This is a genomic window from Sphaerimonospora mesophila (genome assembly GCF_001417795.1).
Taxonomy (GTDB): Bacteria; Actinomycetota; Actinomycetes; order Streptosporangiales; family Streptosporangiaceae; genus Sphaerimonospora; species Sphaerimonospora mesophila.
This window is the reverse complement of record NZ_BCBX01000041.1, coordinates 63280-86190: the sequence shown is the minus strand read 5'-3', so window position 1 is coordinate 86190 and position 22911 is coordinate 63280. Positions and strand designations below refer to the sequence as shown.

The 22911-nt window shown below is 71.7% G+C and carries 20 protein-coding genes; 8 read left to right on the top strand and 12 right to left on the bottom strand.

Annotation, left to right across the window (positions count from 1 at the left end; translation table 11 throughout):
* The first annotated feature begins 30 nt into the window (after nt 1-30).
* Nucleotides 31-2271, top strand: a complete 2241-nt coding sequence (locus AP234_RS23000) for a molybdopterin cofactor-binding domain-containing protein (RefSeq protein ID WP_200926666.1) — start codon at nt 31-33, stop codon at nt 2269-2271.
* Between the two features lie 2 nt (nt 2272-2273).
* Here AP234_RS23000 and AP234_RS22995 read toward each other — a convergent pair whose 3' ends face one another.
* Together AP234_RS22995 and AP234_RS22990 are read right to left on the bottom strand one after the other, a co-directional pair.
* Nucleotides 2274-3371, bottom strand: a complete 1098-nt coding sequence (locus tag AP234_RS22995; RefSeq protein WP_055481779.1) for an excalibur calcium-binding domain-containing protein — start codon at nt 3369-3371, stop codon at nt 2274-2276.
* A gap of 459 nt (nt 3372-3830) precedes the next feature.
* Nucleotides 3831-4562 (bottom strand): DUF3105 domain-containing protein, encoded by a 732-nt coding sequence (locus tag AP234_RS22990; RefSeq protein ID WP_055481778.1) that lies wholly within the window; start codon nt 4560-4562, stop codon nt 3831-3833.
* A gap of 153 nt (nt 4563-4715) precedes the next feature.
* On the opposite strand from AP234_RS22990, the gene AP234_RS22985 reads away from it, so the two are divergent.
* A complete protein-coding gene (locus tag AP234_RS22985) occupies nt 4716-5411 on the top strand; it encodes a DUF305 domain-containing protein (RefSeq protein WP_055481777.1) in 696 nt (231 codons plus the stop codon).
* On the opposite strand, the gene AP234_RS22980 is transcribed toward AP234_RS22985, so the two are convergent.
* The 3 genes from AP234_RS22980 to AP234_RS22970 are packed head-to-tail and all read right to left on the bottom strand — an operon-like array spanning nt 5412 to nt 9325.
* Entirely contained in the window at nt 5412-6485 is a 1074-nt protein-coding gene (locus AP234_RS22980; RefSeq protein WP_055481776.1) for a threonine aldolase family protein, read from the bottom strand.
* Entirely contained in the window at nt 6482-7159 is a 678-nt protein-coding gene (locus AP234_RS22975; RefSeq protein WP_083502370.1) for an SDR family NAD(P)-dependent oxidoreductase, read from the bottom strand. The genes AP234_RS22980 and AP234_RS22975 overlap by 4 nt, the downstream gene beginning before the upstream one ends.
* Before the next feature lie 54 nt (nt 7160-7213).
* The gene (locus AP234_RS22970; protein ID WP_055481774.1) at nt 7214-9325 is read right to left on the bottom strand and encodes a DUF6421 family protein; all 2112 of its coding nucleotides are present in this window, start codon (nt 9323-9325) and stop codon (nt 7214-7216) included.
* Nucleotides 9326-9503: 178 nt separating this feature from the next.
* On the opposite strand from AP234_RS22970, the gene AP234_RS22965 reads away from it, so the two are divergent.
* On the top strand, nt 9504-10214 hold the full coding sequence (locus AP234_RS22965; protein ID WP_055481888.1) for a hypothetical protein: 711 nt from the start codon (nt 9504-9506) through the stop codon (nt 10212-10214).
* On the opposite strand, the gene AP234_RS22960 is transcribed toward AP234_RS22965, so the two are convergent.
* Entirely contained in the window at nt 10154-10816 is a 663-nt protein-coding gene (locus tag AP234_RS22960) for a response regulator (protein ID WP_200926665.1), read from the bottom strand. The two genes, AP234_RS22965 and AP234_RS22960, sit on opposite strands and share 61 nt — an antisense overlap.
* Entirely contained in the window at nt 10813-11988 is a 1176-nt protein-coding gene (locus tag AP234_RS22955) for a sensor histidine kinase (protein WP_055481772.1), read from the bottom strand. The genes AP234_RS22960 and AP234_RS22955 overlap by 4 nt, the downstream gene beginning before the upstream one ends.
* Before the next feature lie 183 nt (nt 11989-12171).
* Here AP234_RS22955 and AP234_RS22950 point away from each other — a divergent pair, with 183 nt between their 5' ends.
* The 5 genes from AP234_RS22950 to AP234_RS22930 all read left to right on the top strand — a co-directional run bounded on the left by AP234_RS22950 (nt 12172) and on the right by AP234_RS22930 (nt 18189).
* Nucleotides 12172-13854 carry a zinc ribbon domain-containing protein gene (locus AP234_RS22950; protein WP_055481771.1) on the top strand — a complete coding sequence of 561 codons (1683 nt, stop codon included), beginning with the start codon at nt 12172-12174 and terminating at the stop codon, nt 13852-13854.
* Nucleotides 13851-15617 carry a serine/threonine-protein kinase gene (locus AP234_RS36515; RefSeq protein ID WP_152990568.1) on the top strand — a complete coding sequence of 589 codons (1767 nt, stop codon included), beginning with the start codon at nt 13851-13853 and terminating at the stop codon, nt 15615-15617. Before AP234_RS22950 ends, AP234_RS36515 begins: the two co-directional genes overlap by 4 nt.
* Before the next feature lie 114 nt (nt 15618-15731).
* Complete coding sequence (locus AP234_RS22940) at nt 15732-16295, top strand: hypothetical protein (protein WP_055481770.1); 564 nt, start codon at nt 15732-15734, stop codon at nt 16293-16295.
* A gap of 156 nt (nt 16296-16451) precedes the next feature.
* Nucleotides 16452-17069 carry a hypothetical protein gene (locus AP234_RS22935; protein WP_235558328.1) on the top strand — a complete coding sequence of 206 codons (618 nt, stop codon included), beginning with the start codon at nt 16452-16454 and terminating at the stop codon, nt 17067-17069.
* A 103-nt stretch (nt 17070-17172) separates the two neighbouring features.
* Entirely contained in the window at nt 17173-18189 is a 1017-nt protein-coding gene (locus tag AP234_RS22930) for a hypothetical protein (RefSeq protein WP_063843054.1), read from the top strand.
* Nucleotides 18190-18218: 29 nt separating this feature from the next.
* Here AP234_RS22930 and AP234_RS22925 read toward each other — a convergent pair whose 3' ends face one another.
* From AP234_RS22925 to AP234_RS22905, 5 genes are all read right to left on the bottom strand, one after another.
* On the bottom strand, nt 18219-18836 hold the full coding sequence (locus AP234_RS22925) for an adenosylcobinamide amidohydrolase (RefSeq protein ID WP_055481885.1): 618 nt from the start codon (nt 18834-18836) through the stop codon (nt 18219-18221).
* 62 nt (nt 18837-18898) lie between these two features.
* On the bottom strand, nt 18899-19696 hold the full coding sequence (locus AP234_RS22920; RefSeq protein WP_055481769.1) for an ABC transporter ATP-binding protein: 798 nt from the start codon (nt 19694-19696) through the stop codon (nt 18899-18901).
* Nucleotides 19693-20721, bottom strand: a complete 1029-nt coding sequence (locus AP234_RS22915; protein WP_055481768.1) for a FecCD family ABC transporter permease — start codon at nt 20719-20721, stop codon at nt 19693-19695. Before AP234_RS22915 ends, AP234_RS22920 begins: the two co-directional genes overlap by 4 nt.
* A 15-nt stretch (nt 20722-20736) precedes the next feature.
* A complete protein-coding gene (locus AP234_RS22910; protein ID WP_055481767.1) occupies nt 20737-21693 on the bottom strand; it encodes an ABC transporter substrate-binding protein in 957 nt (318 codons plus the stop codon).
* Nucleotides 21694-22015: 322 nt separating this feature from the next.
* On the bottom strand, nt 22016-22885 hold the full coding sequence (locus AP234_RS22905; RefSeq protein WP_055481884.1) for a Gfo/Idh/MocA family oxidoreductase: 870 nt from the start codon (nt 22883-22885) through the stop codon (nt 22016-22018).
* Nucleotides 22886-22911 lie beyond the last annotated feature (26 nt).

The following is a 22911-nucleotide window of genomic DNA, read 5'->3' as shown; positions in this document are numbered from 1 at the left end:
CGGGCCGATCTCCGTTGATGTACTGCGGTCATGACGATGCGGACCGGGCGCCGCTCGGGTGTCGGCGAGAGCGCGCTGCGACCTGACGGGACGCTCAAGGTGACCGGCGAGTTCGCCTACGCCTCCGATCTGTGGCTGGACGGCATGCTGTGGGGGGCGACGCTGCGCAGCCCGCACCCGTCGGCGTGGATCCGCTCGGTCGACCTCTCCCCCGCGCTGGCCATGCCCGGCGTGTTCGCCGTACTGACCCACCGGGACGTGCCCGGCGAGAAGTGCTACGGCCTGGAGCGCGGGGACCAGCCGGTCCTCGCCGTCGACCAGGTCCGCTACCAGGGCGAACCGGTGGCGCTCGTGGCCGCCGATCACCCCGAGACCGCCCGGCGGGCCGCCGCGGCGATCGTGGTCGAGTACGCGCCGCGCGAGGCGGTCGTCGATCCGGAGCGCGCCGCTTTCGACCCGGACTGCCCCCTCGTCCACCCGGACGGCAATCTGGTACGGCACCAGCCGGTCAGGGTGGGCGACGTCGCGGCGGCCGCCCCGGCCGCCGAGGTCGTCGTCACCGGCGAGTACGAGGTGGGCATGCAGGACCAGGCCTTCCTCGGCCCCGAGTCCGGCCTCGCGGTGCCGGCCGAGGACGGCGGGGTGGACCTGTACGTCGCGACGCAGTGGCTGCACGCCGACCGGGACCAGATCGCGCCGTGCCTCGGCCTGCCGGCCGACCGGGTGCGGCTGTCGCTCGCCGGGGTCGGCGGCGCTTTCGGCGCCCGCGAGGACCTGTCGATGCAGATCCACGCCGCGATGCTGGCGCTGCGTACGGGCCGGCCGGTCAAGATGGTGTACGGCCGGGAGGAGTCGTTCTTCGGGCACGTCCACCGGCACCCCGCGCGGATGCGCTACGAGCACGGCGCGACGCGCGACGGCCGGCTGGTCTACATCAAGGCCGAGATCGTGCTGGACGGGGGCGCCTACTGCTCGTCCACCCCGGCCGTGGTCGGCAACGCCGCCTCCCTCGGCGTCGGGCCGTACGAGGTGGCGAACATCAGCGTCGACGCCTACGGCGTCTACACGAACAACCCGCCGTGCGGGGCGATGCGCGGGTTCGGGGCGGTTCAGGCGTGCTACGCCTACGAGTCGCAGATGGACCGGCTGGCGGAGGCCTGCGGGCTGTCGCCCGTCGAGATCCGGATGCGCAACGCGGTCTCGCAGGGCTCCAGGATCGCCACCGGACAGCTGATCGACACGCCGGCGCCGCTCGCCGAGATGCTCGCCGAGCTCGCGGCCATGCCGCTGCCCGAGCCGGTCGCCGTCCCCGCCGACCTGCGGCTGCTGCCGGGCGGCGTCTCGCAGACGACGCACGGCGAGGGCGTGCGCCGGGGCGTCGGATACGCCGTCGGCCTCAAGAACATCTGCTTCTCCGAGGGCTCCGACGACTACTCGACGGCCCGGGTGCGGGTCGAGTCGCTGGGCGGCGAACCGCACGTGCTCGTGCACACCGCGGCGGCCGAGGTCGGCCAGGGCCTGGTCACGATCCAGGCCCAGATCGCCCGCACCGAGCTGGGCATCGACCGGGTGACCGTCGCCCCGGCCGACACCACGGTCGGCTCGGCCGGCTCCTCTTCCGCGTCACGGCAGTCGTACGTCACGGGCGGCGCGGTCAAGACCGCCTGCGAGGCCGTACGGCGGCGCCTCGACGCGTTGCGCGCCGACCACCCCGGGCGGGCGCTGGTGGAGCTTCTCGAACGGTTCGGCCCGGTGGAGGAGACGCGGGAATATCGCCACCGGCCGACCGAGCCGATGGATCCGGTCACCGGCCAGGGCGACACCCACACCCAGCTCGCGCTGTGCGTCCACCGGGCCGTCGTCGACGTGGACGTCGAGCTCGGTCTGGTCAAGGTCGTCGAGCTGGCCGCCGTCCAGGACGTCGGCAGGATCCTCAACCCGCTGGCCCTGGAAGGGCAGATCCACGGCGGCTCCGCCCAGGGGCTCGGCCTGGCGCTCATGGAGGAGATCCAGGTGCGCGACGGCCGGGTGCTGAACCCCTCGTTCACCGACTACCTGATCCCCACCGTCCTCGACATGCCGCCCATGCGGCTGTCGATTCTGGAGAACCCCGATCCGCATGCGCCGTACGGGCTGCGCGGCGCCGGGGAGCCGCCCACGCTGTCGTCGACGCCGGCGGTGGCGGCGGCCGTACGGGCCGCGACGGGCCTGCCGCTCACCCGCGTCCCGATCCGTCCCGAGGACATCGCGCTCACGCCGGCGGACGCCTGATCTCAGGCGAGGTCGCCGGAGTCGCAGGCGACGCCGTCGCCGTCCACGTCCTTGTACCAGTAGTACTCGGCGTGTACTCCCTTGGTGTACGGCCCGAAGCCGTTGGCGGTGGCATCCTCGCAGCTCGCGAACCGCTGCTGCGTCCGTCCCCCCGTGCCCGTGGCCCCGGTGGCCCCGGTGGTCGCGGTGGTCGCGGGCCGGTCGGCCACCGGCTGGGTCGCGGCATCGGTCGGCGTCCCCGTGAACATCGGCTGTGTGGTCTGCGCTGTCGGCTCGGTGTACGCGGTGGGCTGGGTCTGCGTCGTGGGCTCGGTCTGCGGCTGGGTGAACGCCGGCTGGGTCGGCTGCGTGGGCTGGGTGGTCTGGGTGGTCTGGGTGGTCTGGGGGGCGGCGGCGCCGGTGAGCAGGGTGAACAGCGCGTCGGCCTGCTCCTTGGTGAAGCCAGCTACCGCCAGGCTGTCCTGGGTGATCTCCTGCTCGACCCGGGGGGCGGCGACCACCTTGTCTCCCGCGACGATCGCGAGCTGCTGTTTGATGGTCTCCCGGGTCAGATCGGCGATCTGGTCCAGGTTGGCCGGGGACAGGACGAGCCGCAGGGAGTAGCTCCCATCGCGCTCCGGCACCTCCTCGATCTTCTGTACGGTCGTCACCGTGACGCCGGGATCGAGCTGGTAGCACGTGGTGCCCGTGTCGTCGGGGACCGCGTCGGTCTCGGTGCAGGGCGCGGCCTTGACCCCGACCACCGGGGCGAAGTGCACGGGCGTCGCCAGCTGGCGCAGCGACACCCGTGAGAGCGGCGCCGCGTCCGGATTGCGGGTCATCACGACGGCCACGGCGCCGAGAGCGCCGGTCATCACGACGACCAGGGCGAGGGCGATGACAAGGGCCAGCGTCGTCCCCCGGGCGGCCTGCGGCTGCCCCGGCGGTCCGGGGTCCTGTGGCGGCCTCGGCTCATGTGGTGATTCGGGGGCGTCCGAGTCCGGAACGGCGCCCTCGCGCCGTTCTCCGCCGATTTCGGCGGCCCCGCCCGCCTCCGGGTCCACGCCCGGCTCGGGCTCCTCCTGACGCTCGTTCCGCATCCCGTCCTCGATCCCTGCCATCGCCCGCAGAGCCTACCGAGGTAGGCCAAGGGCGGGTAATCATCCGGCAAAACGACACCCACCCCCCGAACCCCCCATCCCCGTGATCTTGCATTTTCTCGCAAGGACGCCCCCCGACCTGGGCACTTCCGTCCCGTGATCTTGCAGTTTCTCGCAGACAAGGCGCCTGACATGCGGGGACGGATGGCGTGATCTTGCAGTCTCTCGCAAGAACGCCCCCCGACCTGGGCACTTCCGTCCCGTGATCTTGCAGTTTCTCGCAGACAAGGCGCCTGACATGCGGGGACGGATGGCGTGATCTTGCAGTCCAACGCAAAGCACAAGATCACGGACATCGTTTTCGCAGCTCAGGCACCGAACCTGCAAGAAACTGCAAGATCACGGAGCGGAAAGTGCCTGCTCACGGCGTAGCCATGCGAGTATTCGCAAGATCACGGGGGTGGGTGGTGGTGGTCGTCGTCAGGAGGCGGCGGGCGACGGGCTCGCCGACTCCTGGGGTGCGGCCGACTCCTGCGAGGCGGGCGACTCCTCGGGAGTGGCGGACTCGTGGGGGTCGGCCGCCGTCGGCGGCGGGAGCGGCTGCTCCGCCGTGGTGCCGATGCCGCTGCTGCAGGCCGCGCCGAACTCCGGTGTGTAGGCCGGGTTCTGCTTGTACTTCTTGATGTAGACCGGCAGGCGGGGATCGTCGGCGCTGTCGAACTTGAGCTGGTGGTTCCAGGAGCTGGCCACGATCTTGGCGGGCAGCCCGGGGTACGGGCTGAGCAGCATGTAATCGGCGGAGGCCAGCGTCTTCAGCTTGTCCACCTCCGCCTTCGGCAGGTCGGGCTGATAGGTGATCCACACCGCGCCGTGCTCCAGCGAGTGGACGGCATGCTCGTTGTGGATGGGCTTGTCATAGATGCCGCAGTTCTGCCAGATGTAGTTGTGCCGGCCGCCGACGGGCGGCGTCTCGGCGTAGGCGACCTTGTCCCAGCTGTGGTCGGAGCCCTCGTACTTGTAGCTCGCCACCCCGTCGAGCGACTTGCTCGACCGGTCGTTGACCACGTAGACCGCGACCAGGCCGACCAGCACGACGATGACGAGACCGCCGATTCCCCACATCAGGAGGGCCACGCGCCGCTCCTTGCGCTTCTGCTCGGCGCGCATGCGGGCGAGGTGCTCACGTCTCGCCTGCGACTTGTCCTTCGCCATCAATCCTCCAGCCGCTGATCACAGGTTTCCCCCCGCGCGTATGGAGAATAGTGGGTATAGGGATAAACCCCGCGCAAGCCCAGAACTCAAGCACAGAACATGTGATCGATCGGCCCCGGGCCCATGCGCACCGCGTGGAGTAGCCTGTGGGCGATGACCATCGACACGAGCCTGCCGCCCGACACCGTCTCACGGCCGGGGAGGACCACGCCGATCCTCGGAGTGATCACGGTCGTCGTCGCCGTGGTCGCGCTGCTGCTGTTCCTCACCAGGTCACAGACCCCGGGCGACGCCTCCCCCGAGGCGGGCTTCGCCAGGGACATGGGCGTGCATCACGCGCAGGCGGTCGAGATGTCGTTCATCGTGCGGGACAAGAGCACGGACGACCAGATGCGGACGCTCGCCTACGACATCATCACGACCCAGAGCACCCAGCGTGGAATTTTCATGGGCTGGATCCAGCAGTGGGGCCTCGACCAGTCGACGACCCTGCCGCCGATGCTGTGGATGGCCGGTCACGGCGGCCACGGCGGGACCGGCGCCACCGCCGCCCCCCGGCCCTGGGCGGAGATCATGGCGTCGATGGGCATGGCCACCGACGAGGAGATGAAACGACTGCGGGAGGCGCCGGCGGGCAAGGACGCCGAGGTCCTGTTCCTCCAGCTCATGATCCGTCACCACGAGGGCGGGGTGGACATGGCCGAGGCCCTGCTGAAGCTGTCCGACCGGGCCGAGGTACGCGGCATGGCCCAGCACATCGTCAACACCCAGTCGGCGGAGATCAAGCAGATGGAGGAGATGCTCACCACGCGGGGCGCCCGGCCCCTGCCCTCCATCCGCACCGAATGATCAGGCGCTGAGCTCCTCGGCGAGGGCGGCGACGAAGGCGTCCACGTCGGCCTCGGTGGTGTCGAACGCGCACATCCACCGCACCTCCACCATCCCGTCGCCGATCTGCTCGTTCCAGTTGTAGAACCGGAACCGCTTGCGCAGCCGGTCGGCCACGTCGGCCGGCAGGATCGCGAAGACCCCGTTGGCCTCCACCGGGCGCGCCACCGTCACCCCGGGCAGGGGCCGTACGGCCTCGGCGAGCCGCCGGGCCATCGCATTGGCCTGCCGGGCGCTGCGCAGCCACAGATCACCCGCGAGCAGCGCCTCGAACTGCACCGAGACGAACCGCATCTTCGAGGCGAGCTGCATGCCGGTCTTGCGTACGTACGGCAGGCCTCGGGCGGCCGACGGGTTGAGCACGACCACGGCCTCGCCGAGCAGCAGCCCGATCTTGGTCCCGCCGAACGACACCACGTCCACCCCGGCGTCGGTGGTGAGCGCACGGAGCGGCAGGTCCAGCGCGGCGGCCGCGTTGGTGATCCGCGCGCCGTCGAGGTGGACGAGCAGCCCCAGCTCGTGGGCGTGATCGCAGATGGCCCTGATCTCGTCGGGGGTGTAGAGCGTGCCGAGCTCGGTCGCGTTGGAGATCGACACCACGCGGGGCTGGGCCCGGTGCACGTCGCCGAAGCCCCACGCCTGCCGGTCGACCAGCTCGGGCGTGAGCTTCCCGTCCGGTGTCGGCACCGGGAGCAGCTTCAGACCGCCGATCACCTCGGGGGCGCCGCCCTCGTCGGAGTTGATGTGGGCGCTCTCCGGGCAGATCACCGCCTCCCAGGGCGCGCACATCGAACGCAGCGAGACCACGTTGGCCGCGGTGCCGTTGAACACCGGGAACGCCTCGGCCTGCTCGCCGAAGTGCCGGCGGAAGACCTCCCGCAGCGCCTCGGTGTAGACATCGTCGCCGTAGGAGACCTGGTGCCCGCCGTTGGCGAGCGCGATCGCCTCCATGATCTCCGGATGCACCCCGGCGTAGTTGTCGCTGGCGAACGCCTTGACCTTCGGGTCGTGCCTGCGGACGGCATCCGTCGTCACGAGAGGTCTCCATCCTTCGCGCCGGGAGTGAGGTCGATCCGCCGGCCGTTGACGGCTTCGGGAGCCTCGTCCCACAGTCCGGCGACGGCCGCCGCGAGGTCCCGCACATCGGTGTGGTTCTTGAACGGTCTGTCCGGCGCGGCGGCGCGCATCCCATCATGCACCAGCGCGGTCACCACGAGGATCGCGGCGGCCGAGGCCGTACCGCGCAGCGCGTCGGCGAGCGCCAGCGTCCAGGCCTCGGCCGCCGCCTTGGCCGCGGCGTAGGCGGCGCCGCCCTGCCTCGGCCGCTGGGCCGCCCGCGCCGAGACGATGACGAACCGGCCGTCGCCGGAGGCCCGCAGCAGCGGCTCGAACGCGAGCGACACGTTCTGCAGGGTGCGGATCAGCAGGTCGTGCAGCAGGTCCCAGTCGGCGAGCGAGGTCTCGGCGAAGGTCTTCGACCCACGCCAGCCGCCGACGAGGTGGACGACGCCGTCGACCCGCCCGTGCTCGGCCCTGATCCGCTCGGCCAGTTCCGCGACGGCCGCCGCGTCGAGCAGATCCACGCTCAGGCATCCCTCGGCGCCGGACCGGTCGACCGCGATCACGGTGTCGCCGCGTTCGGTCAGCCGCCGTACGACGGCCTGCCCGGTGGGGCCGCCCGCTCCCGCGACCAGGATCACTCTGCTCATCACGCCCATCCCTTCCGAGCGAGCCCTATCCGACAGTCTCGGCACCCTTGCGCCTCAGGCCCGGATGCCCCTCGTGGACTCGACCACCTCGGTGAGCTTACGGCGCAGCGCCTCGTAGAACATGCTCAGGGGGAACTCGTCGGACAGCACGGCGTCCACCATGGCCTTCTGCTCGGCCGGCAGCGCGTGCACACCTCGCTGCCACACCGACGCCGGGTGCGGCTCGACGTACGTCGCGACGAGCTGGTGAGCGGCGAGCCAGTGCGCCGCCTTGGACCGGTCGATGCCGTCGCGGTAGAGCTTCTCCACCTCGCCGCGCAGGTCGGCGATGCCGTCGGCGACGCGGGCCCACTCGATCGTGAGCCGGTTGTCGGTCCACCGCACGATGTCGTTGCGGTGCAGGTAGGCGAACAGGAGCTGGCCGCCGAGGCCGTCGTAGTTGCGCACCCGCTCGCCGGTGATCGGGAAGCGGAACAGCCGGTCGAACAGGATCGCGTACTGCACGTACCGCGCGTGCGGCACGCCCGCCGCCTCCAGCTTCACCGCCTCGCCGAACGCGGTCAGGTCGCAGCGCAGCTCCTCCAGCGCGTACAGCCAGTACGGCATCCGCTGCTTGATCATGAACGGGTCGAACGGCAGGTCGCCGTGGCTGTGGGTCCGGTCGTGCACCAGGTCCCACAGGACGAAGGTGTCCTGGGCGAGATCCTGCGAGGCGAGCAGCCGGGCGGCGTCGGGCGGCAGCGCCAGCTTGAGTGTGGCGGCAGCGGCCTCGCTGACCCTGCGGAACCTCGCGGCCTCCCGGTCGCAGAAGATGGCGCCCCAGGTGAAGTGCGACGGGGCCTGCCGTACCGCGACGGTCTCGGGGAACAGCACGGCGGAGTTCGTGTCGTAGCCCGCGGTGAAGTCCTCGAACACGATCGGCACGAACATCGGGTTGTCGTAGCCGCCGCGCTCGAGCTCGGCCAGCCAGTCGGGCCAGACCACGCGGATCCAGACGGCCTCGACGTTGCGGTCGCGGTTGCCGTTCTGGGTGTACATCGGGAAGACGACCAGGTGCTCCAGCCCGTCCACCCGCTGGGTGTCGGGGTGGAAGGCGTTCAGCGAGTCGAGGAAGTCCGGCACGCCCAGCCCGTCCGACACCCACCTGCGGAAGTCGGCCACCACCGCGTCGAGGTAGTCGCCGTCGTGCGGGAAGGCCGGGGCGAGCGTGGTCACGTGATCGCAGATCCGGGCGACCAGCTCGGCCGCGCGGTCCCGGTCGCCGCTGATCGAGCCGTCCTTCGCCTGCAGCGGGCGCAGCTCCTCGACCACCGCCTTGAGCCGGGCGAACTCGGCGGCCACCGCCGCCTTCCTGGTCTCCTCCGGCCGGTGCCGCGCCGTACGGGAGCGGCCGTCCTCGGGCGCGCGTGCGGCCCAGGTGACGAGGTTGGCCCACAGCTGGGCGTGGTCGAAGTCGTCGATCGAGTCATCACCGAACAGGTCGGAGTCGGCCAGCACCACGACGCGGCCGCGGCCGTGCCGTACGGCCGCCGCCAGCGGGCGACCCGCGGGGGCGGCGGTCGGCGAGGTCTCGAACAGGACGGCCGCGCCGTCCGGGACGGCGGCGAGCGTGCCCGCGCGGTAGAAGCAGGCCCGGCGCGCCTGCGCCAGCAGGTCCTGCCCGTCGGCCTGCGCGTCCCCCGGGTCGTACGGCGGCGTGCCGAGGACCCAGGTGGCGACGTTGTTGTGGCGGTTCACCGGGTCCTGGACGGTCGTGTGCTCGACGACGACGCCGAACCGGCCGAGCAGGTCGGCGAGGTTGCTGCCGTACTTGTCCTGCTCGCATTCGGCGAGCACGACCAGCCCGCCCCCGCCGGCCACGTGAGCCTCGATCGCGTCGATCTCCTCGGCGGTGAAGCGCGGGCTTCCGGCCCCCGTGGTGCGCTCCCAGCGCTCGCCGGAGGGATGCGCGATCACGAAGACGTCGCACGCGTCCAGCAGGCCGGGCGTGACCGGACCCTCGACGTGGGGACGGACGGTATGGCCGAGGCGGCGCAGGACCTCGGCGGCCTTCACGTAGCCGCTGTCGTCGGGGTGCGCCGGATTGATGAGCTCCGCGATCTCACGCCGGATCGTCCATGCCTCGCTGTGCGCCTCGTCGAACAGGACCGAAGGGAAGGCCGTCATAAAAAATCTCCCGTTTCGTGAGCTGTCTTCAGAAAAATATACACATAAACACCGGCCGGGCGATAAGTCACCCAAGAGGGTGAGATCGGATCAGCCGTACGGCGGATGTGCGGTGCCCGGGCCGTCGCCTACCGTCCCCGCGGTCAGCGCTCAGCGGACGACCGGAAAAGGAATGATCATGTTCAAGCTGTCCGACGCCATCGACTTCCGGCGGTCGGTCATCGGAGCAACGCTCATCGTCTCGCCTCTCTTCCAGTTCATCGCGACCCTGGTCGATCCGGGAACGTGGGGCGACGACCGCGAGGCCGTGAGCTACGGTGACAACCCGGCGATGGCGCAACTGCAGTCCGTCCTGTACCACTGGAGCTGGGTGCTCCTGCCACTGGCCGTGATCGGCCTGATGCACCTGACCCGCCGCCGGGGCGTCGTGCTGGGCCACATCGGAGGCGCGTTCGCCGCGCTGGGTTTCATCAACGCGTCGGCGCTGCTGATGGGCGACCCGGTCGAGTGGTGGCTCGGCCTGAACCACCCGCCGGACCAGGCGGAGAAGCTGTTCAACGAGATGTTCGACCTACCCGGGGTGGTCTTCGGCTTCCAGCTTCCGTGGCTGTTCCTCGGGCCGATCGGCATGATCCTGGTGGTGATCGCCCTGACCCGCGCCGGCTTCGTCCACTGGTGGGTTCCGGTGGTGGGATCGGCCGTCTGGATCCTGCCGAACGTCACGGGCTACGGCCCGCTCAGCCTGGTCTGGGGCGGCGGGAATCTCCTGGTGCTCGGCTACCTCGGGCTGCGGGTGCTGCGGATGGGCAACGCCGAGTGGGCCGCGCACTATCCGTCCGCCGAGCCGGGGGTGACCACGCCCGACTCGTACGCGAACACGACCGCCTGAGCCCGGTCGCGCAGGTTCAGCTTCATGAGCACCCGGGCGACGTGCGTCTTCACCGTGGCCTCGCCGACGAAGAGCTCCCTGGCGATCTCGGCGTTGGTGAGGCCACGGGCGAGCAACCGCAGCACCTCCAGCTCACGTGGGGTGAGCTCGGACAGCTGCGGCGGGCGCACCGGCTCACGCCGCCCGGCGAAGGAGGAGATCACCCTGGTGGTGACGGCCGGGTCGAGCAGCCCGTCGCCGGCCGCGACGACCTTGATGGCGGCCACGAGCTGCTCGGGGGGCGACACCTTCAGCAGGAAGCCGCTCGTCCCCGCGCGCAGCGCGGCGTACAGGTTCTCGTCGGTGTCGAACGTGGTCAGCATGATGATCTTCGGAGGGTGCGGCGAGTCGAGGAGCCGCTTGGCCGCGGCGAGCCCGTCCATCCGGGGCATCGAGATGTCCATGAGCACGACGTCCGGCCGGACCCGCCGCGCCACGGCCACCGCCTCGACTCCGTCGCCGGCCTCGCCGACGACCTCCATGCCGGGCTCGCTCTCGATCACCATGCGCAAACCCGCCCGGACCATCACCTGGTCGTCCGCCAGCACGATGCGGATCATCACTTCGTCGCCTCGCTCGTCGGCGCCCAATTGGAGAGGGGCAGCGTCGCCCGCACGCGGAAGCCGCCCTCGGGCAGCGGCCCCACGTCGAGTGAGCCGCCGAACAGCTCGGCCCGCTCCCGCATGCCGATGAGCCCGTTGCCCGTGGACGGCGCCGGTCCCCCGCCCCGCCCGTCGTCGACGATCTCCAGTTCCAGCGAGTCATGCTGGTAGGCGATCCTGATCCGGACCTCGGCCTCCCCCGCGTACTTCACCGCGTTCGTCAGGGCCTCCTGCACGATCCGGTAGGCCGACAGGTCGAGGCCGGGCGCGAGCCGTACGGCTTCGCCCTCGACCTCAAGGTGCACCCGCAGGCCCGACGACGCGACCGTGGCGACGAGGTTGGGCACCATGTCGAGGCCGGGCTGGGGCAGCGCCTCGTCCTGGGGCATCCGCAGCGCGCCGAGCATGATCCGCAGCTCTTCGACGGCATCGCGGCCCGCCTGCTCGATCCCGGCGAGGATCTGGGCATCCGGCTCGGCGTACGAGCCGTTCGCCCGGCCGAGCCCCCGCCGCAGCGCGCCGGCCTGCATGACCATCATGCTCACGCTGTGCGCGACGACGTCGTGCAGCTCCCTGGCGATGCGGTTGCGCTCGGCGGCCACCGCCTCGGCGGCCCGGCGCTCCCGCTCCATCTCCAACTGGGCCGCCCGCTCGGCCATCCGGCGCGCGCGGACCAGGTAGCCGCGCAGCGCCAGGCCCGTGGCGTAGGCGGAACCGAACATCACCGTGAGGAAGATGACCTCCTCCAGCGGCAGGATCCGGTGGTCGACGGCACCGGAGTCGAAGACGAGGATGCCGGCCATGGCCCAGGCGAAGCCGGGCCGGAACGGCAGGTGGGCGCCGACGGTGTGGAAGACGATGAGCAGCGCGGCGAGCTGCCAGACCGGGCACTGTTCGTTGCCCTGCCGGTGCCAGGCGTACTGCGCGAGGATCATCAGGATGAACACCGCGACCGGGGCCCTGCGGCGATACCAGACCAGGACGCCGGTGACCACGGCCTGCCCCACCCACCACAGCTGCGGATTCTGGCTGGCACCGTAGGCGGTCGCCACGGTGAACGCCTCCAGGGTGCCGATGGCCATGATGGCGAGGCCGGTCAGCAGGTCGGCCCGCGGGAGACGGGAAGGGAGCATGGTCAGAACAGTAATCGCTCTCCGGGCGGCAGCGGAGACCGATTTATCCGCCTGCAAGCGATCGGCAAGCGACGCATAGATCAATGGGCTGTATCAACTGGATGTCGGCACGGTTCTAAGGCTTGTCCGGCACTGTCCGCGTTGAGACCCTTGGACTGTTCACATCAGGCATAGGAGGCCGGGATGCCCCGCCTGCACTCACTTTTCGCGGGGCCGGCGGCCCATGCCGCCATCGCGGCGCCCCTGCTGGCGGTGTCTCTTGTGGTGATGGCGCAGGTCGCGCAGGCGGCGCCGCTGCCGATGCATCCCCATCCGAGCGGGTCCACCGACCGCGTCACACCCGGCGCCGTGCGGGTGGAGTCGTCCTCACACGTGTCGATCACGCTGCTGGACGACCGGAGCATCATCAAGCAGGTCGTCAGGGAGTACGACAGCGAGCTGGCGAAGGGCAGCGGGTTCACCGTCACCCCCGACGGCGTCGTGGTCACCGCCACCCAGGTGGTGCAGACCGACCGCGACCCCAGGGTCTACGCGGCCAACCGGGTGTTCGCCGAATACTTCAAGGTGAAGGTCCCGGCGGACTTCAAACGGCACACGCTCGACGACCCCGACCTCAACCGGCGGCTCCAGGCCTGCTATCCGCCGCAGAAGACCGACTCGACCTGCATCGCCCAGGTCACCGTCAACGTGACGGTCTTTCCGTACCTCGATCCTCCCGCGCCCGGCGGGCTGCCCGCGCAGATCCTGACGACGGGCGCCGCCCCGGCCGCCCCGGCCGTGCTGAAGGTCGCCAAGGGCGGCGAGAAGGGGACCCTGCCCACCGTGCCGCTCGGGACCGCCCTCGGCGGCGCCGTCGAGTCGATCGACGTGATGACGCTCACCGGCAGGCCGTCGGCGAAGCTGCCGCCCAAGCTGGACACGGCGCATCTGGATCCCCCGGGCAGCCGGACCATCACCGAGAAGGAGCAGGACAAGATCACGGCGCTGCTGAAGAACGGGGCGCCGGGCGCCGCGCTCATCGACGACGCCAAGAGCGAGGTCATCGGGCTGCTGTCCGGCGGCGGCGGCCTCCCGGCGACCATCACCCCCGTCGAGGAGATCCGTACCGCGCTGGTGGCGGCCGGGGTGACCCCGCGTCGCGGGCCGGTCGACAACGTCTACGAGACCGCCCTCGCCTCCTATCACAACAAGCAGTTCGCCAACGCGATCCCGGTGCTGCGGCAGGTGCTGAACCTGCGCCCCGACCATGCGGTCGCGATCGACCATCTGAAGGAGGCCAGGGCGAAGGCGGGCGCGACGGAGGACGGGGCCGGTGGTACGGCCGGGCCCTCCGCAGCGCCGGTCGAGACGGCGTCCGGCGTCTCCCCGCTGGTCCTGGTCGCCGGCGGCTTCGCGGTCCTGGTGGTGCTGGTCGCGACGGCCACGGCGCTGTCGCGACGCCGGCGAACCGTGGCGGCGGCCGCCGGGGATCCGGGGATCTCCTCGATCGACACACCCGTGCAGACGCCGGAGCCGTGGCCGGCGCACGCGGTCACACAGGTCATCGGCGCGCCGCCCCACCACCCGGCCGGGGTCGGCGGGAGCGGCGGCGACCCCTCGCCGCCCGGTGGGACCTCCCAGCCCTCTCATCCCTCCTGGCCGTCGGCGCCCTCGGCGCCTTCCGTGCCCTCAGTGCCATCCACGTCTTCCGTGCCTTCCGTGCCTTCTGTGCCTTCTGCGCCGTCCGTCCCGTCGTCGCCGTCCGTGTCCTCCGGGCCGCCGCACGGGCAGCCGCAGATGAACTTCTGCACCCAGTGCGGCATGCGGCTGGGCCAGGGACACCGGTTCTGCGGCTTCTGCGGCAATCCTGTGGACTCAGTGACATGACGGACACCCCCTCGATGCCCTCGCTGATCGGCCGGCGGCTCGGCGACCACCTGATCGAGGCGGTCATCGGGCGAGGCGGCATGGCCACCGTCTATCGAGCGCGCGACCAGCGGCTGGGCCGGGCGGTGGCCCTGAAGATCCTCGCGCCGCAGCTCTCCCATGACGAGCGGTTCCGCGAGCGGTTCGTACGCGAGTCACGGCTGGTGGCGAGCCTCGATCACCCCAACATCATCCCGATCTACGAGGCGGGCGAGCGCGAGGACCTGCTGTTCATCGCCATGCGCTACGTCGAGGGCAGTGACCTGCGCAAACTCGTCCAGGCGACCGGTCAGCTGCCGGTGGCCCGGGCCAACCCGCTGTTCGCCCAGATCGCCGCGGCGCTGGACGCCGCGCACGCGGGCGGGCTGGTGCATCGTGACGTGAAGCCCGCCAACATCCTGGTGGCCCAGGGCGATCACGTCTACCTGACCGACTTCGGGCTGACCAAGAGCTCGGCCGCTGAGGCGGGGCTGACCAGCCACGGGCACTTCATGGGTACGCCACGCTACGTCGCGCCGGAGCAGATCAGGGGCCTCGCCGTGGACGGGCGCAGCGACCTCTACGCGTTCGCCTGCGTGGTCTACGAAGCGCTGGCCGGGCAGCCGCCGTTCCAGCGCGACACCGAGCTCGCGCTGCTGTACGCCCACGTCTCCCATGATCCGCCGCCGCTCACGCCCTACCGCCCCGACCTTCCGCACGCGGTCAACCCCGTGCTCGCCCGGGCCCTGGCCAAGAACCCGGCCGAACGGTACGCGACCTGCCGGGAGTTCGTCTCCGCGCTCCGCGACGCCATCAGCGGCGGCGAACAGCCGGCGGCCGGTCCGGCGGGCGGACAGCCGTACCCGCAGTGGCAGCCGCAGACGCTCCCGCAGGAGCCCTATCGACCACAGCACCCACATCAGCCGAATCAGGCACAGCCGTCGGCCCAGTCATATCCCGGCGCCCAGCCGTACCCACCCGTCTTCTCCGGACCCACATCCCATCCCTCGCAGCCCTCGCATCCCTCGCATCCCTCTAATCCGTCGCACCCGTCGCAGCCGTCCCAGCCGCCGGTCTCCCACCCGGGGCAGCCGGTCGAGGCGGGCGGTGGGCGCAGGCTGCCGCTCGGGCCGCTGATCGGCGGCCTGGCCGTGCTGGTGTCGATCGCGGTGGCGGCCACGCTGATCCTCACCAAGGGCGGGGACACCTCCGCCCCCTGGAACACCTATCCGGGCAGCACGGCCGCGCCGTTCACCATGGCGTACCCGTCGACCTGGGGCGAGGCCAGGACCAACGCCGACCAGTGGATGATCGCCTCCCCGGCCGTCGGCGAGTTCGACGCGCTGTTCGCCGTGCCGGGCAACACCGACTGGTCGAAGGTCAACCCCGTCATCGCGAACCGGCCGGAGCACGCCGTCGGCGTGTTCGCCCAGGTGAGCAACACGCTCAGCACCTCCGACTCGCCGACCGAGCTCCAGGAGAGCCTGCAGTCGTCGCTCCCGGGAACGGTCGGCTACACCGGCGCCCCGATGCCGACCACGGTGGGCGGCCGACCGGCCTTCCGGCTGGACGGGGTGCTCGGCGACCCGGCGCAGACGGGGGCGCCGGGCGGCCGGCTCGACTTCTCCGCCTATCTCGTCCGGGAGGGTCAGGACGGGATGACGACCCTGATCACGTTCTTCTGCGCCCGGTGCGAGCGGCAGCTCATCGATCACATGATCAATACGGTGGCCTTCACCGGCTGACGTGCCCCTCGCCGGCGAGATACGACACAACGCGCGACATCACTGCTACTTTCTGTTGACGCGAAGATCCTCGCATGCCGAGGAAGCTCGGTCGCGTGCTGAGAAGGAGTAGCGATGTCTCGCTTCGGGATGCCGGCGGTCGCCTCGATCGCCTTCGTCTCCACCATGACCGCGGCTCCCCCTCTGGCCGCGGCCGTGCACGCCGACGCCCTCACGGCCGTACGGATCCCCCAGCGCCTGCAGACCGAGCTGGAGATCACCGTGCCCGACACGAGAGCCCTGCTCAGCGGCACCCCCGGGGGGCAGATCACCCGGGCGCTCACCACGGTGACGGTGCGCGACACGAGAGCCGGCAGCACCGGGAGCAGCTGGGTGGCAACCGTGTCCGCCACGAGCTTCACCACGGGCGGCAAAACGGCGGCCGAGACGATCCCGAGCAGCGCCGTGTCGTACTGGTCCGGCCCCGCGACCGCCACCGGCGGACCCGGCACCTTCACCCCGGGCCAGGCCAACGCATCCGCGGCGCAGTCGCTCAACGTGACCCGCACGGCGTTCAGCCACACCCAGTCGCTTCAGGGGGAGAACTCCGCCTCCTGGAACCCGACCATCGTCGTGTCCGTCCCGTCCGGCGCGGTCGCGGGCACCTACACCGGCACGGTCACCCACTCCGTGGCCTGACCATCCTGCCCGGGGGGACGGGCCGCGGGGATCAGGGAAAAGAATCCGAAAGTCACGATGAAAAGTGGGCAGGGCACCGCCGCCGCGGTCCGCACCGTCGATCATTCCGGCCCAGGATGAGCCGCGTGCCCCAGGAGGATGAGTCGGTTGGAGGGGATGACGACCGTGTCCGCGAGCCGCCCCGGCATCGGCCGTCCTCGCCTGAGCCGCCTCGCCGTCGTGTGCGCGGGAGTCGCGAGCCTGACGCCGGCCATCGTGGCCGTGCTCCCGGCACGGGCGGGCACCTGTCCCGTCTCCACGACCTGCGCCACCACGGTCAACTTCACCGTCAACGCGCCCAACGGGCTGACGATAACCGTGCCCAACGGGCCCGTCGCCATCGGGAGCGGAGCACCCGGCGGCCAGATCACCGGGCAGCTCGGCGCCGTCACGGTGTCGGACCAGCGCGCCGCGCTCACCGCCATCTGGACGGCGTCGGTGATCGCGCCCGGCGGCTTCAAGACGGGGGGCTTCTCCGCCGCGGAGACCATCCCGAGCAGCAGTGTCCAATACTGGTCCGGCGCCGCGACCTCGACCACGGGCTCCGGCACCTTCACACCCGGCCAGGCCAACGCCGGATCCGCCCAGTCGCTGGACGTCTCGCGTACGGCCTTCACCAAGTCGAGCGGGTCGGGTTCCAACAGCGCCACCTGGAACCCGACCATCGTGGTCAACGTCCCGGCCGGCGCGGTCGCGGGCGCCTACAGCGGTGTGGTGAGCCACTCTGTCGCATGATCACCTGGCGCCGCCGCGTCCATCGCTTCCGCCGCGTCCGCCCCTTCCACCGCCGCGTCTGCCCTTTCCGCCGCCGCGTCCGCCCTTTCCGCCGCGCACGCCGATGACGCCGCCCGCCCTCCTGCTTTCGCTGCTCGTCCTGTTCCTGTACGGAGTCCTCGGCGTCGTCGGGCCGGCCGGCGCGACCGCGGACGTACGACATGACGACGGAACCGGCGCCATCGGCATCCGGCTGCTGGAGGCGCCGAAGAGCCGGCTGTCCGACCCACGCGCCCGCGTCTTCATCGTCGATCACGTCAATCCCGGCACGACGTTCACCCGGCGGCTGGAGATCTCCAGCAGCTCCGCGAAGCCGCGGCATGTCGAGGTCTACGCCGGCGCGGCCGCCATCGACGGCGGAACGTTCACGTTCTCCCCCGGCCGCGCGCGCAACGAACTGACCTCGTGGATCGAACTCGACCGGTCCGGCGTCGATCTGCCGCCGCACGGCAGGGCCGAGGTGACGGCCACGATCAGCGTGCCGGGCTCGGCGACCAGGGGCGAACGGTACGCCGTCATCTGGGCTCAGGCCTCCTCCGGGAGACCGGGCCCGAAGCGGAACGTCTCGCTCGTCAACCGGGTCGGCGTCCGCGCCTACCTCGACGTCGGCCCCGGGGGCGAGCCGCCGTCGGAGTTCCGGATCGGCGAGGTGCTCCCCCGGCGGCTGCCGGACGGGCGCCCAGTGGTCACCGCGGCCGTGCGCAACACCGGCGAGCGTGCCATCGACCTGGAGGGGCACCTGTCGCTGGCCGACGATCACGCCTCCCTGCGGGCCGGGCCGTACCCGATCTCCCGGGGCACGACCCTGCCGCCGGGCGAGGCGGGCGCGGTGTCCGTCCCACTGGACACCCGGCTTCCGGACGGACCATGGACCTTCCGGCTCACGGTGCAGAGCGGGCACATCGCGCATACGGTGTCCGGCACGTTCGCGTTTCCGGCGAACCCCGGCGACACGGGAAGGCCCGCCGCGCTCGACTCACCGTCCGCGCTGATCTCCCGGCTCGTGGCGGTGGTGACGCTGACCGGCCTGGTGGCACTCGTTCTCGTCGCCTACCGCCGCCGTCGGCCCGTGCCGTTCTGAGCCTCGAACGGGACAGCGCGCCATCTCGCTCAGGGCCGTGCCGTACCGGCGGCCCGAACGCGCCAGTCGAGCGCGCCGTCGAGGACGGCGCGGTGGACTGCGCGGGCGATCCGCGCCCCCCACTCCGAGCGGGGACCGCCGAACGGCTCCTGCCGCCCCTCCTCGCGTACGGCCACGCACACGGCGTCGGAGGCGGTGCCGGTGCAGGGGAAGCCGGCCTCGATCAGCGCCTGGGTCTTCGCCTCGGTCACCGTCATGACGGCGTTGACCAGGGCCGCGTCGCACAACGCCACCGGCACGGCGACGATGATGTTGATCGTGCCCGGCCGGCGGCCGGCCTCCTCGGACGCGGCACCCGCCGGGGCGGCGGCCCAGGTGGGGACGCCCAGGCCGACGGTGGCCACGACCTCCACTCCCCCGTCGGCGGCCCGGGTGTAGTGCTCGACCATCGCGGCGGTCAGCATCCCGACGCCGGAACCTCCGGGGCCCATCTCGATCAGATGCTCCACCGGGTCCGTCCGCGCGTAGTCCTTGTCGACCTGCGCGTTGAGCACCCACTCCCGGGGGCCGATCCCACCGCCGAGCACGGCCGAGGAGATCATCCGCCAGCCGGGCCCGAAGCGCCACAGGATCGTGCCCATCCGCATGCCGCCCACCGCCCGGAGGGCCAGCGACAGCGACCCCTGCACCGGGGCGTCGGCGGGGGCCGTCACCGTTCCTCCGGCCTGATCAGGCGCACCAGCGGCCGGCCGTCCGCGCCGGGCTCGACCTGGACGTGCGCGTCGAAGTGCCGCGCGAGCAGCGGCTCGGTCAGCACCTGCTTGGGCGGCCCGGACGCGACGGCGCGGCCGGGCGCGAGCAGCACCAGGGTGTCGGCGTACTGTCCGGCCAGGTTCAGGTCGTGCAGCGTGGTCACGACGGTCAGCCCGTCGGCCAGGCGCAGCCGGTCGACGAGTTCGAGCACCTGCTGCTGATGGCCGAGGTCGAGGGCGGTGGTCGGCTCGTCGAGCAGCAGCACGGGGGCCTGCTGGGTCAGCGCGCGGGCCAGCACGACCCGCTGCCGCTCACCGCCCGACAGGTGGCCGAGCCGCCGCGAGGCGAAACCGGTCAGGTCGAGCCGCTCCAGCACCGTCCCCGTCACCTCACGGTCCCGGGCGCTCTCCCTGCCCAGATAGGGGATGTACGGCGTACGGCCGAGCAGCGCGTAGTCGTACACGCTCATGTCCGGGGGGAGGAGGGGGTTCTGCGGCGCGTAGGCGATGAGCCGGGCCCGAGGGCGGTGGCCCAGGCTGCGCGCGCTGACGCCGTCCACGAGCACCTCTCCCGTGCAGGCGATCAGCCCCGCCATGGCGCGGAGCAGGGTCGACTTGCCCGCGCCGTTCGGCCCGATGACGGCCAGCCACTCACCGCCGGCGACCGACAGCCCGACGTCGGCGAGCACCTCCCGCTCGCCGAGCCGTACGCCGAGACCGCGCACCTCGACCCCGTTGGACGTTCCGCCGTTCATGTGTTCACGCCCTTCGTCATGCGCAGGACCATGACGAAGAAGGGCGCGCCGACGAACGCGGTGACCACGCCGATGGGCAGCTCGGCCGGGGCCAGGACGCTGCGCGCGATGAGATCGGCGAGCACCAGGAACGCCGCGCCGCCGACGAACGACACCGGCAGCACGATCCGGTACGACCATCCGGCGAGCCGGCGCACCACGTGCGGCACGACGATTCCGACGAACGCGATGAGCCCGCCGACCGCCACTGCGGAAGCGGTGGCGAGCGACGCGGCGAGCAGCACGATGAGGCGGGCTCGCCCCGCGTTCAGGCCGAGGCTGGAGGCCTCCTCCTCGCCCACCGACAGCACGTCGAGCAGCCGCCCGTGCAGCAGCAGCACGACCGTCGAGACCAGGGTGTACGGCACGACCATCCAGACCTCCTCCCAGCCGCCGCCGACGTTGCCGAGGATCCACGCGTAGATCCGCTGCAGTTCCTCCACCTTGAGCTGCTGCACGAACGTCTGGAGCGCGGTGAGGAACGAGGTGACCGCGACCCCGGCCAGGACGAGCGTGGCCGTGCCGCCGCCCCGACCGGCCGAGCGGCCCAGGGCGTACGCCAGCAGCACCCCGCCGACGGCACCGGCGAAGGCGGCCACCGGCACGGCGATCACCCCGGCCCGGCCGCCGAGGAACACCACGACCAGCGTCACGGTGAGCCCCGCCCCGGCGGCGGCGCCCAGCAGGTACGGATCGGCCAGGGGGTTGCGGAACACCCCCTGATATCCGGCGCCCGCGATCGCGAGCAGCCCGCCCACCATGGCGGCGATCAGCACACGCGGGACCCGGAGCTGGAAGACGATCCCCAGCTCGGCCGGCGTCAGCCCCGGGTCGACGGAGACGAACGGGAGCCGGTCGAGCAGCGCGAGCACGACGCCGCGCGGCGAGATCCCGGCCGCCCCCGTCACCAGGCCGAGGATCAGGCAGAAGGCCAGCACGGCCACGGCGACGAGCAGCGCGCGGCCGCGCGGCCGAAGAAGGGTCACCGTCTCGTCACTTCGTCACTGATCCGCCGAGGCCTTCACCACGGCCCCGCTCACCACCTGGGCGAGGTCGACCACGCGCGGGCCCCAGCGGGAGGCGATGTCGTCGTCGAGCTCGACGACCCGGTCGTTCTTGATGGCGGAAAGGCCGGACCAGCCGGGCCGCTCGGCGAGGGTGGCCGCGCTCTGGCCGCAGCACTTGGTGTCGCCCAGGAAGATCAGGTCGGGGTCGGCCTTCGCGACGAACTCGGCCGACAGCTTGGGGTAGCCGCCGGCGGCGTCGGGGGCCTCGTCCGCGATGTTCTTCAGCCCGAACAGGCCGTAGATCTGACCGAGGAACGTCTTGGAGGTGACCGAGTAGGGCGTGCTGTCCAGCTCGTGGTAGTAGGTGAGCTCCGCGTCCTTGGGCGCGGCGGCGACGAGCTCGTCCAGCCGCCTGCTCATCTCCTGGACGACCTCCCCGGCCTTGTCGGCGTTGCCGGTGGCCGCGCCGAGGTCGGCGATCTGGTCGTAGGCGTCCTCCAGCCGGACGGCGGCCGGCTCCAGCAGCACCGGCACGCCGACCTTGCCCAGCCCGGCGACGACGTCGTCCAGGTCGTTGCCGAGCACGACCAGGTCGGGCTTGGCCGCCACGATCGCCTCGACGTTCGGTTTGAATCCGGACAGCGACGTCTTGGGCGCCTCCGGCGGGTGGTTGGACTGGTCGTCGACGGCGGTGACCTGGCCGCCCGCGCCGATGGCGTACAGGATCTCGGTGGCGGTCGGGGAGAGCGACACGATGCGCTCGGGCCGCTGGGCGATGGTCACCGCGCCGTTTCCGGCCTGGACGGTGACGGGGAAGGCGCCGGCCGACGTGGCGGGGGCGGCCGGGTCTGTGGAGGCGGCGGGGGTGGCCGTGCCGTTCGTCTGACCACAACCGGTCAGACCGACGACACCCAGCAACACGCCCGCGACGACCGTGCGGAAAGGCCTCACGAGAGAGTCCTCCAGGGGGAGAGCCGGGAATCGAGAGACCCGCGGAAAACGACGGATCACCCTTTTCCTCGAGGGTTGATGGCGTCGGCGGCCGTGCAGGCGACCTGGCTCGTCCCCGGGGACGGGGAACCACAGTTGCGGGACAGCGCCGGACTCACACCGGACTTCGCTGCACGGACGCGTCGGACGTACCGTATCAAGCCGACGGATCAACGCACCGCCCGGCTCATGGCGGCGGCTCAGCGGAAGGGCTCAGCCGGAGGGCTCAGCGGCGGGATCGAGCGGCGGGGGCCCGGCGGCGGGGGCCCGGCGGCGGGGCCGCTCAGCGGAGTTGCCGCTCCGCCGCCTCGATGACCTCCTGCAGGCGCAGGCCGTGACGGGCGTTCAGCGGGTGCCCCCCGCCGCGGCGCACCGTCTCGGCGAACTGCCTGGCGACCTCGGGGAAGACGCTCTCACCCAGGTCGGAGCCGAGCAGCAGGGCGCTGCCCGTCCGCCCGTAGACCTCGACCCTGGCGGGCGGCGTCTCACCCCGGGCGGCCATGCACAGCGACGCCTCGCTCACCGCGCCGGTGGCGTGCTCCAGCAGCAGACCGGCCCAGCCGAGCGCGCTGCCGTGCGCCCGGACGGAGACCACGTCGCCGAGCGCGGCGTCGAGCAGGTCGATCATGTGCGGTCCCACGTCGAGCACCGCGCCGCGCTCCAGCCGCCACGGGGTCGCGAACGGGCCGCCGTGCAGGGCGCCGGAGATGTTCGCCGCGTACCCGCCGAACGGCTCCAGCGCCCGCGCCCGCTCCAGGAACTCGGCGGTCGCCCGGGAGTAGCGGAACGTGAAGACCATCTGCGAGGCGACCCCCGACTCCGCGACGGCGTCGGCGAGCCTCCTGGCCCCGTCGAGGTCGGCCGCCAGCGGCTTCTCCAGCAGCAGCGCCTTGCCCGCGGCAGCGGCCAGGACGCCTAGTTCCGCCTGTACGGCCGGCGGCACGCAGAACGCGACGGCCCGGCAGACCTCGAAGAGGTCCTCGATCCGTTCGAACGCCGGGGCGCCGTGCCTGCCGGCCAGCTCGGCCGCGGCCCCCGGCCTGCGTGCCCACACACCCGCCAGGCTCGTGTACGGCCCGGCCGCCAGCATGGGGGCGTGGACCATGTCGGCCCATGGACCGGCTCCGACCAGCCCCACCGGCACCGGTTCCATCAGGCCCTCCATCTCCACGCCGGAAA

Bases quoted from the DNA above. Each gene is read 5' to 3' on its own strand.
- AP234_RS23000 (WP_200926666.1), top strand. From the start codon at position 31: ATGACGATGCGGACCGGGCGCCGCTCGGGTGTCGGCGAGAGCGCGCTG.
- AP234_RS22995 (WP_055481779.1), bottom strand. From the start codon at position 3,371: ATGGCAGGGATCGAGGACGGGATGCGGAACGAGCGTCAGGAGGAGCCC.
- AP234_RS22990 (WP_055481778.1), bottom strand. From the start codon at position 4,562: ATGGCGAAGGACAAGTCGCAGGCGAGACGTGAGCACCTCGCCCGCATG.
- AP234_RS22985 (WP_055481777.1), top strand. From the start codon at position 4,716: ATGACCATCGACACGAGCCTGCCGCCCGACACCGTCTCACGGCCGGGG.
- AP234_RS22975 (WP_083502370.1), bottom strand. From the start codon at position 7,159: ATGAGCAGAGTGATCCTGGTCGCGGGAGCGGGCGGCCCCACCGGGCAG.
- AP234_RS22970 (WP_055481774.1), bottom strand. From the start codon at position 9,325: ATGACGGCCTTCCCTTCGGTCCTGTTCGACGAGGCGCACAGCGAGGCA.
- AP234_RS22965 (WP_055481888.1), top strand. From the start codon at position 9,504: ATGTTCAAGCTGTCCGACGCCATCGACTTCCGGCGGTCGGTCATCGGA.
- AP234_RS22955 (WP_055481772.1), bottom strand. From the start codon at position 11,988: ATGCTCCCTTCCCGTCTCCCGCGGGCCGACCTGCTGACCGGCCTCGCC.
- AP234_RS22950 (WP_055481771.1), top strand. From the start codon at position 12,172: ATGCCCCGCCTGCACTCACTTTTCGCGGGGCCGGCGGCCCATGCCGCC.
- AP234_RS36515 (WP_152990568.1), top strand. From the start codon at position 13,851: ATGACGGACACCCCCTCGATGCCCTCGCTGATCGGCCGGCGGCTCGGC.
- AP234_RS22940 (WP_055481770.1), top strand. From the start codon at position 15,732: ATGTCTCGCTTCGGGATGCCGGCGGTCGCCTCGATCGCCTTCGTCTCC.
- AP234_RS22935 (WP_235558328.1), top strand. From the start codon at position 16,452: ATGACGACCGTGTCCGCGAGCCGCCCCGGCATCGGCCGTCCTCGCCTG.
- AP234_RS22930 (WP_063843054.1), top strand. From the start codon at position 17,173: ATGACGCCGCCCGCCCTCCTGCTTTCGCTGCTCGTCCTGTTCCTGTAC.
- AP234_RS22925 (WP_055481885.1), bottom strand. From the start codon at position 18,836: ATGCGGATGGGCACGATCCTGTGGCGCTTCGGGCCCGGCTGGCGGATG.
- AP234_RS22920 (WP_055481769.1), bottom strand. From the start codon at position 19,696: ATGAACGGCGGAACGTCCAACGGGGTCGAGGTGCGCGGTCTCGGCGTA.
- AP234_RS22905 (WP_055481884.1), bottom strand. From the start codon at position 22,885: ATGGAACCGGTGCCGGTGGGGCTGGTCGGAGCCGGTCCATGGGCCGAC.